The 15004-nt window shown below is 39.8% G+C and carries 13 protein-coding genes; 7 read left to right on the forward strand and 6 right to left on the reverse strand.

Annotated features, from left to right (window positions below):
- Positions 1-120 precede the first annotated feature (120 nt).
- Together FAZ25_RS01560 and metG are read right to left on the reverse strand one after the other, a co-directional pair.
- On the reverse strand, positions 121-1101 hold the full coding sequence (locus FAZ25_RS01560; RefSeq protein WP_040189856.1) for a biotin--[acetyl-CoA-carboxylase] ligase: 981 nt from the start codon (positions 1099-1101) through the stop codon (positions 121-123).
- A 71-nt stretch (positions 1102-1172) separates the two neighbouring features.
- Positions 1173-3290, reverse strand: a complete 2118-nt coding sequence (gene metG / locus FAZ25_RS01565) for a methionine--tRNA ligase (protein ID WP_146972533.1) — start codon at positions 3288-3290, stop codon at positions 1173-1175.
- A gap of 218 nt (positions 3291-3508) precedes the next feature.
- On the opposite strand from metG, the gene FAZ25_RS01570 reads away from it, so the two are divergent.
- The 5 genes from FAZ25_RS01570 (at position 3509) to FAZ25_RS01590 (ending at position 7613) form a co-directional block, all read left to right on the forward strand.
- Positions 3509-4165 (forward strand): HD domain-containing protein, encoded by a 657-nt coding sequence (locus tag FAZ25_RS01570; RefSeq protein ID WP_004901164.1) that lies wholly within the window; start codon positions 3509-3511, stop codon positions 4163-4165.
- A 213-nt stretch (positions 4166-4378) separates the two neighbouring features.
- Positions 4379-5173, forward strand: a complete 795-nt coding sequence (locus FAZ25_RS01575) for a transporter substrate-binding domain-containing protein (protein ID WP_040189852.1) — start codon at positions 4379-4381, stop codon at positions 5171-5173.
- A 59-nt stretch (positions 5174-5232) separates the two neighbouring features.
- Positions 5233-5931, forward strand: coding sequence for an amino acid ABC transporter permease (locus FAZ25_RS01580; protein ID WP_004901168.1), 699 nt, complete (start codon positions 5233-5235; stop codon positions 5929-5931).
- Entirely contained in the window at positions 5928-6665 is a 738-nt protein-coding gene (locus tag FAZ25_RS01585; protein WP_048801790.1) for an amino acid ABC transporter ATP-binding protein, read from the forward strand. The genes FAZ25_RS01580 and FAZ25_RS01585 overlap by 4 nt, the downstream gene beginning before the upstream one ends.
- A 66-nt stretch (positions 6666-6731) precedes the next feature.
- On the forward strand, positions 6732-7613 hold the full coding sequence (locus FAZ25_RS01590; RefSeq protein ID WP_040189851.1) for a DNA/RNA non-specific endonuclease: 882 nt from the start codon (positions 6732-6734) through the stop codon (positions 7611-7613).
- 47 nt (positions 7614-7660) lie between these two features.
- Here the strand turns inward: FAZ25_RS01590 and FAZ25_RS01595 are convergent, their stop codons facing one another.
- Complete coding sequence (locus FAZ25_RS01595; RefSeq protein WP_040190128.1) at positions 7661-8680, reverse strand: NAD(P)/FAD-dependent oxidoreductase; 1020 nt, start codon at positions 8678-8680, stop codon at positions 7661-7663.
- 180 nt (positions 8681-8860) lie between these two features.
- On the opposite strand from FAZ25_RS01595, the gene FAZ25_RS01600 reads away from it, so the two are divergent.
- Positions 8861-9817: a nucleoside hydrolase gene (locus tag FAZ25_RS01600; RefSeq protein WP_048801815.1), complete on the forward strand. Its 957-nt coding sequence runs from the start codon at positions 8861-8863 to the stop codon at positions 9815-9817.
- Between the two features lie 39 nt (positions 9818-9856).
- On the opposite strand, the gene FAZ25_RS01605 is transcribed toward FAZ25_RS01600, so the two are convergent.
- The 3 genes from FAZ25_RS01605 to FAZ25_RS01615 all read right to left on the reverse strand — a co-directional run bounded on the left by FAZ25_RS01605 (position 9857) and on the right by FAZ25_RS01615 (position 13014).
- Entirely contained in the window at positions 9857-11104 is a 1248-nt protein-coding gene (locus FAZ25_RS01605; RefSeq protein WP_040189848.1) for a glutamate-5-semialdehyde dehydrogenase, read from the reverse strand.
- 1 nt (position 11105) lies between these two features.
- Complete coding sequence (gene proB, locus FAZ25_RS01610; protein WP_192269756.1) at positions 11106-11921, reverse strand: glutamate 5-kinase; 816 nt, start codon at positions 11919-11921, stop codon at positions 11106-11108.
- A gap of 163 nt (positions 11922-12084) precedes the next feature.
- Positions 12085-13014 carry an alpha/beta hydrolase gene (locus FAZ25_RS01615; protein WP_004904349.1) on the reverse strand — a complete coding sequence of 310 codons (930 nt, stop codon included), beginning with the start codon at positions 13012-13014 and terminating at the stop codon, positions 12085-12087.
- 169 nt (positions 13015-13183) lie between these two features.
- Between FAZ25_RS01615 and FAZ25_RS01620 the strand changes: the two genes are divergently transcribed.
- A complete protein-coding gene (locus FAZ25_RS01620; protein ID WP_048801789.1) occupies positions 13184-14983 on the forward strand; it encodes a M3 family oligoendopeptidase in 1800 nt (599 codons plus the stop codon).
- The last annotated feature ends 21 nt before the right edge of the window (positions 14984-15004 follow it).

Consider the following 15004-nt stretch of genomic DNA (forward strand, 5'->3'; position numbering starts at 1 on the left):
TAGCCTGTATATTGTCACATCAATAGCCGTAAAAAACAACTCTCAATCACAACATTGTGATTGAGTGAACTTTAAAAGATAAACCTACACTTTTCCTTAGTCATAAGGAGAAAATACTGTTTAGCCTTTATACCCGTTGTTTGGCAACATTAACTTAGTAATTTCACCAGAATTAATATATGCTAACCCTGTTTCAGTATCTACTACCAAACGCCCGTCTTCATCAATCTCTTTAATAACACCATTAATGTGTGTCTGGCCACGTTGTACTTCCACTTGTTGCCCAATCCCAACCACACGTTGGCGATACTGGTCGATATACCGACCATCTTGATAGTCAGCATACATATCAAAAAAATAATTAATTAGCGTGGCAACGACTTGGTTTCGCGACACAGTTAATTTGTCGACTAACGCCCCAGCCTTTTGACTGATTGTTTCGGGGAAACCTGTTGCCGGAACAGCCAAGTTCATCCCAACACCAACAGCTAAAGACGAAAATTGTTGGCTTTCAATATCGATGGTGCCCTCAGTTAAAATACCACCAACCTTACGGTTATGGTAAATCAAATCATTAACCCACTTGAATTCTAGGTCGATATTAAACAATTCTTTTACCATTTTTGATGTTGCGACCGCTGTGCTTGTTGTTAATCGCCCAGGATTGACCGCACTATGTGAATCTAATGGTAACGCAAATGTGACATATAATCCTGTATCTTTGGGTGAAAAAAATTGCCTACCTAAACGGCCAACACCGCCTGTTTGTTGTTCAGCCACCAGTACTGTGGTCTCGTTAATTTCACGTGAACCAAGCTTTTCCTTGGCGTAGATATTTGTTGAATCAATGGTATCAAAAACTTCCAGATTCACATGTTGTTTGAGATATTTTTCTATACCAGCAACTGATATTTTAGCCCCTTCAACATAACGATAACCCTGCCCGCGGACACTTTCTATCGTGTGCCCTTGTGCTTCTAATTTTTGTACAGACTTCCATATAGATGTACGTGTCATACCAAGACTTTGGGCAATCAATTCCCCCGATACCCAGCCGTCGGCCTGAATTAACAAGTATAGTAACTTATCTGCTGTATTCATCACATCTCCTATTTGCTACTCAGCATAAAATTTATGCCAAGATGCGTCAAAACATCTTGGCATAAATGCTATTATTCAATTCCAGAACCAGCCACAATCGTGTCGGGTAATATTGTCACAGTAACAATGTCATTCTTTTCGGCTGATAGAATCATACCTTCTGACACCTCACCCGCCATTTTACGTGGCTTCATATTAGCAACAATGGCAACTGTCTTGCCGACGAGCACTTCTGGATTAGGGTACCATTTGCGAATACCTGATAAAATTTGACGTGGCTTGCCAGAACCATCATCAAGTGTAAACTTCAATAACTTTTCTGACTTGTCAACAAGTTCTCCGGCAACAATTTTAGCGGCTAAAATTTTCACTTTGGCAAAATCATCATAAGTAATCAAATCCCGTTTAGGTTCTTGCGGTGCCTCATTGGCTGCCTGCTTGGCCGCTTCCTTGGCAGCACGGCCTTTGCCTTTGGTATCTTTTGATACTAAGCCGGAAATGAAGGCAACTTCTTCCGTTACATCTTGGCGTGGGAAAATTGGTTCGCCCTTTTTGACCACTGTGCCACCCGTTGGTAATTTACCGAAAGTTAAGCCAGCAATACGTACGCCATTTTCTGGATAAGTGAATCCAAGCTGTTCATAAATTTTCTTTGGTGCTTGTGTTAATACAGGCTGTAACAATACAGCAACAACTCGCAAGGCTGCCGCAAGATGTGCCATAACATTAGACAAAACGACCTTTTGCGTATCATCTTTAGCTAATACCCACGGTTGCGTTTCATCAATATACTTATTTGCCCGGCGAATAATCGTCCAAACGCTCTCTAGTGCATCAGCTGTACGCATGTCTTGGAAATATCTATTGTAGTCTGCAATAGCATCTTCAACTGTACGGACAAGATCTTCATCAAAGTCCGTTTTACCGGTGTGCAATTCTGGCACAACACCATGTTCATATTTATTAATCATAGCAACTGTACGGTTCAACAAATTACCAAGATCGTTAGCTAAATCAAAATTGACTCGGGCCACAAAGTCTTCTGGTGTAAAGACACCATCATTTCCAAAAGGCATGGCACGTAACAAATAGTAACGGACAGCGTCCAGACCATAACGTGCCTCAAGCACTTCCGGATAGATTACGTTTCCCTTGGACTTTGACATCTTGCCATCTTTCATAACCAACCAACCATGTCCAATCACTGACTTTGGTAATTCCAATCCAAGAGCATGCAACATAATCGGCCAATAAATGGTATGGAAACGAACGATTTCTTTACCAACAAGCTGCACATTTGCTGGCCAAAATTTATCAAATAAGTCTGTATTATCAGAATCATATCCTAATGCTGTAATATAGTTTGACAAAGCATCGATCCAAACGTAGATAACATGCTTTTCATCCCCTGGTACTGGAATACCCCAGTCAACAGCTGTACGTGTCACAGCCAAATCTTCAAGACCCGGTGCAATAAAGTTGTTGATCATCTCGTTCATGCGCGCTTCTGGTTGGATGAATTCAGGATGTGTCTTATAATAATCTAACAGCCAATCAGCGTACTTGCTCATTTTGAAGAAATAAGCTTCTTCTTTAACTAACTCTACTTCGTGACCTGAAGGTGCTTTACCACCAATCATTTTCCCAGCATCATCGTGATATACTTCTGCTAATTGTGATTCAGTAAAGTATTCCTCATCAGAAACAGAGTACCAGCCTTCGTACTCCCCTTTGTAAATGTCGCCCTTTTCAAACAATGTATTAAAGATTTTTTGGACGGCCTTCTCGTGACGTTCCTCCGTGGTCCGAATGAAATCATCATATGAAATGTCCATCAGTTGCCACAAGTCTTTAATTTGCTTAGCCATACCATCAAGATAAGCAATCTCAGACGTGCCAGCTGCCTCTGCCTTTTGCTGGATTTTGAGGCCGTGCTCATCCGTTCCCGTCAAAAAATGCACCTGTTCACCAAGCAAACGATGATAGCGCGCTGCAGCATCAGCCAATACTGTAGTATAGGTATTCCCTAATTGTAACTTTCCGGATGGGTAATAAATTGGTGTCGTAATATAGAAAGTCTTGTCTTTTTGCACAGAAAACTGTTGTTCTGCCTTCGAAAACTTATCGTAAATGACAGCTGAATCTGTTAGATTAGCTGTATTAAAAAGAACATTATTTGGTTCTGACATATGAGTCTCTCTTTCTCTAACATGCTAACAAGGGTCTTGTGCATGTTTTTCTGCCGTATGAGGCGTGATTTACTAAGATAATTATAACGAATTTTATTTATTTTTCATAGTTTTTTTCAGCTCGTGCTGCCGATTTGTGGGAAATATTGCCCCTTTATTACTCGACCAGAAACTGATAAGGTAGAAGATACCACATTAATAATTTAAGGGAGCTTGATATGACGCAACTCGAACAAATTACGCAATACATGCAGACAGCACTCGCTTCAGATAATTCAGGGCACAGTGCCGATCACATTGACCGTGTCGTGGCGTTAGCAAACAAAATTCTAATCAATGAACCTATGGCCGACCCTTTTATCGTTCGTGCTGCCGCATTACTGCACGATGTCTACGATGATAAATTGTTTAATAATGCATCGGATGTGCAATTAGCAAAATCACATCTTAAAACATTTTTGAGCAATATTTCAGTATCTCAAGACGATATTTCACGGATTTTTTACATTATTGATAATATGTCTTGGTCAAAAGGCATTGGTGGTCAAGCTCAACACCTTGATATCAATGGTCAAATCGTGCAAGATGCTGACCGATTGGAAGCTGTGGGCGCCATTGCCATTACACGTGCCATTACTTATGGTGCCGTGAAAAATCGCATCTTATATGACCCAGCAATTCCACCCCGTATTGCGCAAAACAAAGCTGAGTACCGGAATGATGATAGTACGACAATTAATCACTTTTATGAAAAATTATTATTGATTAAAGACCGTTTAAATACTGACACTGCAAAAAAAATTGCAACTAGTCGTCATCAATTCATGCTCGATTTTCTAGCTCAGTTTAAAGCAGAATGGGATTTAACTAAGTAAAAGATTTGACAACGCTATTAATCCCAGTTAGAATGATATTGTTTTGGAGGATACCATGTTAAAATTACAAGCAGTAATTGCATATTGCTCGAACCGGCGCATTGTTTAGCACCGGTATTTTGACGTTCATTCTATCAAACTATCATACGGACTAACTCAGCGCCAACTAGAAATTAACTAGTTGGCGCTTTTTGTTTGCACAGGAGAAAAAACATGAAGAAAATCACTATCGCCGTCATCACTATCGTCATTATATTAGCCGCTGCTATTGGATTGGCTAGACAGCAAGCGCATCATAAACAAGCGTCAGCTGATACCATATCGCCTAATACACTAACCATTGGATTAGAAGGCACATTTGCGCCATTCTCATATCGACAAGACGGTAAACTGACTGGCTTTGAAGTCGATTTATCTACTGCTATTGCCAAAAAACTTGATTTAAAGCCCAAATACGTCCAGACAAAATGGGATTCTTTGATTGCCGGTTTGGGTTCTAAACGTTACGATGTGATTTTTAACGACGTTGGTGTGACCCCAGAAAGACAGCAAGCTTACCGTTTTTCCACGCCTTATTTATATGCCAAAACAGTCTTAATTAAGCGTAAAAACAATACGCAACTCAATTCTCTAGCAGATCTCAAAGGTAAGAAAATGGCACAATCAACCACATCAAATTTTGGTGTGCTAGCCAAAAAAAGTGGTGCTGAAATCGTTGCTGTCCCTGGTATGACTGAAGCCATGAATATGGTGACAACACAGCGCGCTGATGGTGCACTCAACGATCTTGGTGCCTATGCTACCTGGCAAAAAGCCAACCCTGATGCTGATACGACAGCCATTGATTTGAGTAAAGAAAGCCCCGCAGCACCGGCAGCACCATTGTTAGCGAAAAATAATAAAAAATTACAGCAACGTATTGATCAAGCTATTGCAGATTTGAAACAAGATGGCACACTTCAAAAATTGTCATTAACTTACTTCAACGCTGACTTAACAAAGAAATGATTACACGGTAAAAATCAGTGATTTCGATTTTGACCCACACTAAAAACTGAGGATATCATATGTCAGATTTTATCAATTTAGCTATCAAATATTTACCAGAAATTTTGCGTGCGGCATTGTTTTACACGATACCATTAACTATCATTTCTTTTACGTTGGCGATTATTTTTGCTGTTATCACGGCAGTCATTCGCATCATGAAATTACCAAAGTCACCAATCATACGTTGGTTAACTCTTATCATTAAAAGTATGGCCAGCTTTTATGTTTGGTTATTTCGCTCGACGCCTATGATAGTACAATTATTTATTGTTTTTTATGGCCTGCCTAATGCACATATCACGCTTTTTGCAAATGCTTGGGTTGCCGCCATTACAGTTTTCTCCTTAAACACAGGTGCTTATGCTGCTGAAAGTATTCGTGCCGCAATAACTTCTGTCCCAGCCGTACAAAAAGAGGCAGCCGAATCATTAGGCATGTCACCTTTTCAGGTTTATCGTCATATTATTTTGCCACAAGCAGCGCGCATTTCAATTCCACCACTAAGTAATTCGCTCATTAGCTTGCTAAAAGATACTTCATTGGCTAGCGTGATTACGATTGTCGAGATGTTTTACCTTAGCCAACAAATTGCAGCTGAAAACTATAAAATTCTATCCATGTATCTACTTGTTGCCCTAGTTTATGCTGCCATGACAACTATTTTGTCTATCGGTCAGCATTACTTAGAACGTTATACATCGAGGTTTATCCAATGATTCGTATTAATAATTTAGTCCAGCAATACAATGATAAATTAGCCCTTGATCACGTATCGGCTACGTTTCCAGAACATCAAACCACCGCGATTTTAGGACCTTCTGGTTCAGGTAAATCGACTTTGTTACGGGCATTAAATTTGTTAGAAATGCCAAGCAAAGGCACGTTAAAGATAGGTAATGATACAGCGATTGACTTTGATCAACCACTAACCATGCCCCAAATATTAGCAACACGACAGCAGTTTGGCATGGTTTTCCAAGAAAAAGCACTGTTTACACATCTAACTGTCCGAAAAAACCTAACTGAGGGTCCGATTAAAGTCAAAAAAATGTCTATTAAACATGCCAATTTAACAGCAGATCGTCTCCTGCAACAGTTTGATATGACAGATTTAGCTGAACGTTATCCCTATCAACTATCAGGCGGTCAGCAACAGCGAGTAGCGATTTTGCGTGCACTAGCGATGCAGCCTAAGTATTTATTGCTAGATGAACCAACAAGTGCTTTAGATCCAGAATTAGAAGCACAAGTTCTACGCATCTTACGTGATTTGGCATCACAAAAAACGTCGATGATTATCGTGACACATAATATGCAGTTTGCCAAACGTGTTGCTGATCAAGTACTCTTTTTAGAAGCTGGGCAAATCACTTACGCAGGTGCAGCCCGTGAATTTTTCGAAGCCCCGAATCCCCGCATTCAAAATTTTTTAAGTGCCATGCAATTTTAAACGAAATCAACAAACTTTTATATGTTAAAATAGTATGATTTCATGACACAAATTAGGGAGTATGATATGGCTAGAAAGCGCACGTATAACCGTCGAAACCAACCACAAAATAAAATATTATCAGTGCTCATTTTAGTTGCTGTGATTGGTTTTTATCTCTGGCAAAACAACCAAGCCTCCCATTCTAATCAAAGTGCAACAAGCACTAAACCGTTTTCGAGTGCTGTGGCTGCTGATAATCAAGCCTTACTTAATTTAAAATGGGACGGCACACTTGATGGTGATGTGGTTCATATTAATAGCGATAAAGCAACCTTTACAAATGTTGAAATGGGGGAAACTTTCCCCTCACAAGGGTCTAAGCTCCGCCCTGTCGATGGTTTGAGTTTATCACCGCTGGATAATCTAGGTCGTTCACAACAAGGTAATTTTATTGCTAGTCGTTCAGCGATGGACAAAGTTACCAAACGTCCAGATCGTATTGGTTACGATGTACGCCCTTCTGGCTGGTTCATTGATGACCGCTTTGATGGCACAAAGTGGGTTGGTGGCTACCATAATAACCCAAATGTTAAATTAGGTAATAGCAAACAGGCACTATGGAACAAGTCGCATATTGTGGGTTATCAATTTTTTGGTATGCCAACCATGGTCACAGAAAACATGACCACTGGTACGCGCGTCGAAAATGCGTACCCTGGACAGCTTGTGGCCGAAGATGACATCCGCAACGCAATTAAAAAGCATCCAAATATCATGATTAGAGGCCAAGTTACACCGCTATATATTGGTACTGAACGCTTACCACGCGGCGTACACTACATGGCTAAATCCATTCAAGATAATGGTAAAATACTAAACTTAAATTATTGGATTTTTAATGTTCAACCTGGCATTACTATTGATTATCAAACTGGTAAAGCAACCATACAAAAGAGTGCAAAATAAAAAGCCAATCGAATCAAGACGATTGGCTTTTTTAGCATAATCACTTATTAGTCGTTTCTTACGATTGTATCTTTTAACACCATCGAACTTGAGTGTCCTGGTCCCCCACGATTAGGATCAAAACAACGAATAGCAGCATTCACTGCACTTGGCGCTTCGCCTAGACCAATTGCAATTAAGTCTGCTTTGCCAATATAATGACTAGCATCACCAATGGCAAAAAGCCCTGGTACGTTTGTCTCTAGCGTCTGATTTACCGCAAAGACTTGCCCAGCTAACTTTGGCTGAACTGCCCAAGCTTGAATAGTTTTGTTTTCAGAGATGAAGCCATAGTTAATAATTAAGTCATCAACTATGATATCGTTAACTTGTTGATTATCTTTAACGTGTGCTAAACGTAATTTCAGACGCCCATCGGGTTGCTTTGAAACTGATAATATTTTTTTAGGCGTTTCTCGAATAACCTTAGATGCCATCAACGTTTTAACACTTTGTTCCATTGCTCTAAAATTATCGCGTCGATGAATTAAAGTTGTTTCTGCTGCAATATGGCTTAACATCGTTGCCATATCGACGGCTGTGTCACCACCACCCGCAATCGCAATATGATGATTATCAAAGTCGTGCTTATTTTTTATAAAATAATGCACCCCTTGACCCACTAAATTATCAACACCGGCAACTTGAATTTTACGTGGTTCAAAAGCACCTTTACCCGTTGCGACAATAACTGTTTTAGCTTGAATAGACGTGCCATTATTTGTTGTTACTGTGAATAAATTGCCGCTTTTTTCTAAGTTAACCACTGTTGTCTGCGTTCTAATATCGACTGGAAAACGCTGTAATTGCTGTGATAGTGCAGCAATAAAATCGGTTCCTTTAGTTGCTGAAAAACCAGCAACATCCAAAATTGTTTTTTCCGGATAAAGCGATGTAACTTGCCCACCAAGGGTTGCTAGGCTTTCTAAGAGTATTACCTTTGTATCACGCAAACCAGCGTAAAATGCTGCAAACATGCCGACTGGGCCACCACCAATGATAGCAATATCATAAATTTCTTGTGCCATATTACCTTCAATAAACCCAATTTTTTGGGCAACCGTCCTTTCAAATAAAAATTCTACTCCCATTATTATACCTATTATGACATCTTTTAACGCACTTTTTTTCGACAGTCGGTATAATAGAGATATTAATGACTTGGAGGATGGATGTGTTGCATCATCAGCGACAACACAAAAAAAATTATGGCTCAAAAAAAGATGATTCTTGACCTTGATACTGGCATTGACGATGCCCTCGCTCTGGCTTATGCTGTTGGCGATCCCAACGTTGACTTGATTGGCGTTATCGCAAGTTACGGTAATACCTATGTTGAAACGGCTGCACAAAATTCGTTGAATCTATTGCACCTACTTGGCGCCGATGAAGTGCCTGTCTTTTTGGGAGAAAGCCACGCCTCAACAGCTGACCATTTTGATGTTATGCCAATTTCTCAGTTAATTCATGGTAAAAATGGTGTCGGTGAGGTACCCTTAGATGTCGCCCCACGTGGTGTTGAGAAACAATCTGGCGTTGATTTTTTGATTGCATCAGCTCATCAATATGCTGAGGATTTAATTTTCATTCCAACCGGCCCGTTGACAAATTTGGCTACAGCAATTAAAAAAGACGCTGAAGTTGCTCACTTAATTGGCAACACCACCTTAATGGGTGGTGCACTGACAGTGCCCGGCAATGTATCGCCATTTACCGAGGCCAATATTCACCAAGATCCTGAAGATGCTGACTACGCTTTTACTCGCCAAAAGAACCTGACAATGGTTGGATTAGACGTGACATTGCGGACACTGCTGACAAAAACAGAAACCGCCGCTTGGCGTGCTTTAGGCACCTCAGCGGGTGAAAAATATGCCGACTTGATGGATTTCTACATTGATGCTTACTACAATTTAGATATCGACAAAAAAGGCGCAGCGCTACATGATCCATTAGCTGTAGCTGTTGGTATTGATCCAACTTATGTGACAACAATGCCTTTAGCTATGCATGTTACCTATGATCGTGATAGTGGTGATTATGGTCGTACTATTGGTGATAAAGAAAAATTGCTTGAACCAACAACAACTAAAGCAGCTATTTTAGTTGACACTACTCGTTTTGTCTCTGATTTTCAAAAGATGATGCTGACTGTTCTAGCTTAATAAAAAAGTGTTGCAACGCGATAACGTTGCAACACTTTTTTATTCACGTATTTGTCCTTGACCAAAGACTTCATATTTAATTGTTGTCAATGCTGGTAAGCCCATCGGCCCACGCGCATGTAACTTTTGGGTTGAAATACCAATTTCAGCGCCAAAACCAAATTCAAAACCATCAGTAAAGCGACTTGATGCATTTTGATACACTACAGCAGCATCTACTTGATTCATAAATTGTGCGACATTTTCAGAAGACTTACTGATAATCGTTTCTGAATGATGTGTTGTATGGTTATTTATCCAATCAATCGCATCATTGGTATCAGAAACAATTTTAATCCCCATAATCAAATCATTATACTCAGTATCCCAATCTTGTTCTGATGCCAAGCTAATCCGTGGGTCTAGCTGGTGGCTGGCTTGATCCCCACGCAATTCAACATGTGCACGGACCAATTTTTCGGTAATCTTAGGTATAAACTCAGCCGCAATAGCCACATCAACCAATAACTTTTCTGCTGCATTACAGACAGCAGGTTTTTGTGTCTTAGCATTGTGAATAATTGCAATAGCCTGCTCTTGATCTGCTGATTGATCCACGAAAATGTGGGTATTTCCGGCCCCAGTCTCTATCACAGGTACTGTCGCATTGGCCACAACAAAGTCAATGAATTTTGCTGAACCTCGTGGAATTAAGACATCAACGTAGTCTCGCATATTTAGCAAGACATTCACTGACTCGTGAGATGTATCCGTAATCAGTTGGATAATATCTGGATTCAGCGCATTATCTCTCAAAACATCACGCAAAATATTTGCTAACACGGTATTGCTATGAATGGCTTCTTTCCCACCACGCAAAATAACAGCGTTTCCTGATTTCAAAGTTAATGCTGCTGCATCGATTGTGACATTCGGACGTGCTTCATAAATCATAGCCACGACGCCTAATGGCACCACTCTTTTAACAATTTTCAAATCAACATGTGTTTGCCAAGTATCAAAAGGCCCTGCTAATGGGTCGGGTAATGCAACAACTGCCAATAACGATGTCGCAATAGCTTTAATGGTTGGTTGGTCCAGAGTCAATCGCTTAATCATCGGTTGACTTAAAGTATTCGCATAAGCCGCTATATCTTCCTTATTAGCTGCCATAATGGCCGACTGGTTATCTAACAATGCCTGACTCATTTGACGTAATAAATCATTTCGTGTTGTTATTGTTAGTCCCGCGACATCAGTCGCTGCTGTCTTAGCGCGCTGTCCAATTTCTTGTACGCTTACTACCATATTAAACTCCTTTAAATAAAGTACCAACTTGTTTTCCGTTAACTACATCTAATATTGTAGCGGGATTTTCGCCATTAATTAATACCATTTGGCGTGCTCGTTTTAATAAATAATCGGCTGCATACAATTTAGTGGCCATTCCACCCGTTCCTAGTGTTGATGAGCCATTAGCACCAGCCAACAATTCAGCTGTCACTTCAGACACTAGTGGGATTGCCTGTGCATTTGGGTTGACGTGTGGATTAGCTGTGTATAACGCATCAATATCGCTTAGGACCACAAGACTATCAGCAGATGTCTCATGTGTCACAATTGCTGCTAGGCGATCATTATCACCAAAAGAGTGTTGGTGGTCTAACTCATCAACCGCAATAACATCATTCTCATTAATAATCGGAATAACATTTTGACGCAACATAGCCTCAATGGCATCGATTGTATGACGTAACATTTGCTTATTGTTGAAAACATCATAGGTTAAAAGTACCTGTCCAACATGTTGTTGATAAAAAGCAAAACTCTGATTATAAATTGCCATTAAATAGCTTTGCCCAATAGCTGCAAGTGCTTGTTGCGCAGGAATGTCAGTTGGCCGTGTGCGACTATTCATCTGATTTAATGCAACGCCAATGGCACCGGAAGTAACTAAAATAACATCATAATTTGATTTTTGTAGCTGTGTGAGTGTTTGTGCTAAACGATTAATTACTGGATACTTAATATCGCCAGTAGCATCAACAATAGTACTGGTACCAACTTTAACGACAATGCGTCGCCACGCTCTATCAGATTGAATGTCTGACCGTGATAATTGCATGATAATTGCGTCCTTTTTTACTTGCATGTTCATGGTTGTTAGCTATGTCTGACACAGGTAATAACGCACGGTATAATGATTTTCTCATTTAACATTTATCATTATATCATGAATAGACAGGTATAAAAAAATAAAAACATGATGCGACTCATGTTTTTATTTTTTAGCGATCATATTCTGATAAAAACTTTTCAATCTTGTCACGATAAAGTACTGGGTGGTCATGAAAACTCTGAACATGCTTTGAGCCTTGACTAACCCACAATAACTTTGGTGCTTTTAAAGCTCGATATAATGGATAAACCATCTTGGTTGGTACAAAATCATCGGCACTGCCATGTATAAAGAAGGTTGGTAATGAACTTTTAGACACTTGTTTTAAGGGACTCACTTCGCCGTAAAAGTAACCAGCACGAATTTTTGAAATGCCGGAAACAACATTAACAAACGGAAAACTTGGCAAATGATACATTGCTTTCGCTTGATATTTTGTTTCGTCTGCTAAATTTGTATAGGCAGAATCTGCAATAACTGCTTTAACTTGATGTGGTAAGTCAGGCTCACCAGAGACTTGCAGTACCGTTGCTGCACCCATACTCATACCGTACATAATAATATCGGTATCCTGACCCTGGTATTTAATAATTTGATTCAACCATTGAATATAGTCACGGCGATCAAGCCAACCATAGCCAATGATTTTTCCTTGAGAATCACCATGTGCACGATTATCAGGAATCAAAACATTGTACCCTAATTCATGAAATAGTTCACCATAAATTGCCATGGTTGTTTTATTATTGTGCCAACCGTGAGCGAGTATCGCTGTTTTGTTGGTTTTTTTATCGGCTGGTACGTACCAGGCATCTAATTTTAAGCCATCACGCGTTGTTTCATGCCAAATTTGCTTGTGACGTGCCAGAAATGTATTTTCATATCGGTAAAGTGAGTTATCTTTTGAGCGCAAGATATCTGGTTGGTTTGACTTTGGATTACGTACTTGCGCGACATGAAAAAAATACATACCTGATAGCAGCAAGATAATGACAATCACAACCACAAACCCGATCAGCCATTTGACTAAGTTGTGCATATTTGTTTACCCCTTAAAGTAATTATTGTACACCCCTATCATCTTTCTCGCAATTAAGGGCACTTATTCTGAGCAATCACTTACTGATATGATAATAAATTCATTTAGTTGCAATATACTCATCATGAAAAATGGTATACTAAAAAGAAAGTCAAAAAGAGGTATAAACATGGGTTACTCACAGACCTGGGATTTAGAAAGTATCTATCCCGGCGGCATCAGTTCACCAGCTTTAGAGGCAAAATATCAAGCAGTAGCACAGGATATTAAATTGTTTGAGCAGGACCTCATATCAGCAGAAACTTCAGCTGATAGCCTTGCCGATTTATCTGATTTAGCGCAAAAAATTGGTTCTGGGTTGGGCACAATCAGTATTTTCATTAATGGTTGGGCTTCAGTTGATTATGGCAACAGTATTTATGGCCCTCATTTTGCTAAACTAGGTCAACTGTTTGCTGATTTTGCTACACCCATGAACAAATTCAAAAAATTATTGTTAAGCTTGAACGAATCAGCGTTTAGAGATGTACTAAAAACACCTCGCTTAGAACCAATCGCTTTTTACCTTAGCGAATTGCGAACTGATGCAAAGCGACTACTCGATGACCAAACTGAAACATTAATCAACCAATTTGATTTAGACGGTCAGCAAGCTTGGTCACAGCACTATGATACAATTTCAGCCGGCTTATCGATGACTTATACAGATGACAATGACGGCAAAACACGTCGCATTTCTGCAGGACAAGCACTCAATATGTTAGATGGCGAACCCGATAACAAAACGCGTGCCAACATTATGACAAATTATGAGAAAATGTGGGGCAATGCTGAAAACTTAACTGCTGATACACTCAATCATTTGGCAGGTTTTCGTTTAACTAATCAAAAGGCACATGGCCGTCAATCACACTTAGAACAGCCATTAGAAATGAATCGTATGTCCCAAGCAACACTAGATGCCATGTGGTCGGTTGTTGATAATAATAAAGCCATGTTCAAGCCTTATTTTGAACGTAAAAAACAACTGCTCGGTTTAACGCAACTTGGCTGGCAAGATCAAGTTGCGCCACTGACATCCATTGGTAATTATCAACCCGCCGAAGTGTCTTATGACGATGCAGCAGATTTTATTGTGACACAGTTTGGCAAATTTTCTCCTAAAATGGCTAGTTTTGCTAAAATGGCATTTGAAAAGCGTTGGATAGAATCTGAAAATCGTCCTGGCAAGCAACCAGGTGGTTATATGGAATCTGTTCCTGATTTGCATGAATCCCGTATTTTCCTGACTTACACTGGCTCTGTCAATGATGCAGCAACAATTGCACACGAATTAGGACACGCTTTTCATTCTGCACAGCTAACGGATTTACCTCTTTGGCGTGATGCCTATGCGATGAATGTGGCTGAAACAGCCTCAACATTCGCTGAGTTAATTGTTAACGATGCAAATGTTAAGGCAGCAACTTCTGATGCCGAAAAGCTCGTGCTGCTTGATGCGAAAATGACAAACCCTATTGCCATGTTTTTAAATATTCATGCACGCTTTTTATTTGAGGATGCTTTTTATAAAGAACGTCAGCATGGCGTCGTTACACCGCAAAAACTTAATGCACTGATGGATGAGGCTCAAATTTCGGCGTTTGATGGCATCCTAGATATACGCCATCCACATTTTTGGTCCTCAAAACTACATTTCTTTATCGATTCCGTGCCATTTTATAATTTTCCGTATACCTTTGGTTATTTATTCTCAGCTGGCATTTATGCTGAAGCCCAAAAAGATCCTAATGGATTTGAAGATAAGTATATTGCGCTGCTTCGCGACACAGCTAACATGACTTCAGAAGCACTGGCACAAAAACATCTTGGTGTTGATTTAACGCAACCTGATTTCTGGCAAGCAGGTGCTGACCTGATTCAACAAGACATCAACGACTTTTTGAGATTGTCGGAACAATTTATTTAAACAAAAAGCCAAGCACAATGC

Origin of the sequence: Leuconostoc sp. LN180020 (assembly GCF_014844115.1) — a bacterium.
GTDB classification, from domain to species: Bacteria; Bacillota; Bacilli; order Lactobacillales; family Lactobacillaceae; genus Leuconostoc; species Leuconostoc citreum.

Excerpts from the sequence above, each read along its gene's own strand:
- FAZ25_RS01560 (WP_040189856.1), bottom strand. The coding sequence starts at position 1,101 with ATGAATACAGCAGATAAGTTACTATACTTGTTAATTCAGGCCGACGGC.
- metG (WP_146972533.1), bottom strand. The coding sequence starts at position 3,290 with ATGTCAGAACCAAATAATGTTCTTTTTAATACAGCTAATCTAACAGAT.
- FAZ25_RS01570 (WP_004901164.1), top strand. The coding sequence starts at position 3,509 with ATGACGCAACTCGAACAAATTACGCAATACATGCAGACAGCACTCGCT.
- FAZ25_RS01575 (WP_040189852.1), top strand. The coding sequence starts at position 4,379 with ATGAAGAAAATCACTATCGCCGTCATCACTATCGTCATTATATTAGCC.
- FAZ25_RS01580 (WP_004901168.1), top strand. The coding sequence starts at position 5,233 with ATGTCAGATTTTATCAATTTAGCTATCAAATATTTACCAGAAATTTTG.
- FAZ25_RS01585 (WP_048801790.1), top strand. The coding sequence starts at position 5,928 with ATGATTCGTATTAATAATTTAGTCCAGCAATACAATGATAAATTAGCC.
- FAZ25_RS01590 (WP_040189851.1), top strand. The coding sequence starts at position 6,732 with ATGGCTAGAAAGCGCACGTATAACCGTCGAAACCAACCACAAAATAAA.
- FAZ25_RS01595 (WP_040190128.1), bottom strand. The coding sequence starts at position 8,680 with ATGGCACAAGAAATTTATGATATTGCTATCATTGGTGGTGGCCCAGTC.
- FAZ25_RS01600 (WP_048801815.1), top strand. The coding sequence starts at position 8,861 with ATGGCTCAAAAAAAGATGATTCTTGACCTTGATACTGGCATTGACGAT.
- FAZ25_RS01605 (WP_040189848.1), bottom strand. The coding sequence starts at position 11,104 with ATGGTAGTAAGCGTACAAGAAATTGGACAGCGCGCTAAGACAGCAGCG.
- proB (WP_192269756.1), bottom strand. The coding sequence starts at position 11,921 with ATGCAATTATCACGGTCAGACATTCAATCTGATAGAGCGTGGCGACGC.
- FAZ25_RS01615 (WP_004904349.1), bottom strand. The coding sequence starts at position 13,014 with ATGCACAACTTAGTCAAATGGCTGATCGGGTTTGTGGTTGTGATTGTC.
- FAZ25_RS01620 (WP_048801789.1), top strand. The coding sequence starts at position 13,184 with ATGGGTTACTCACAGACCTGGGATTTAGAAAGTATCTATCCCGGCGGC.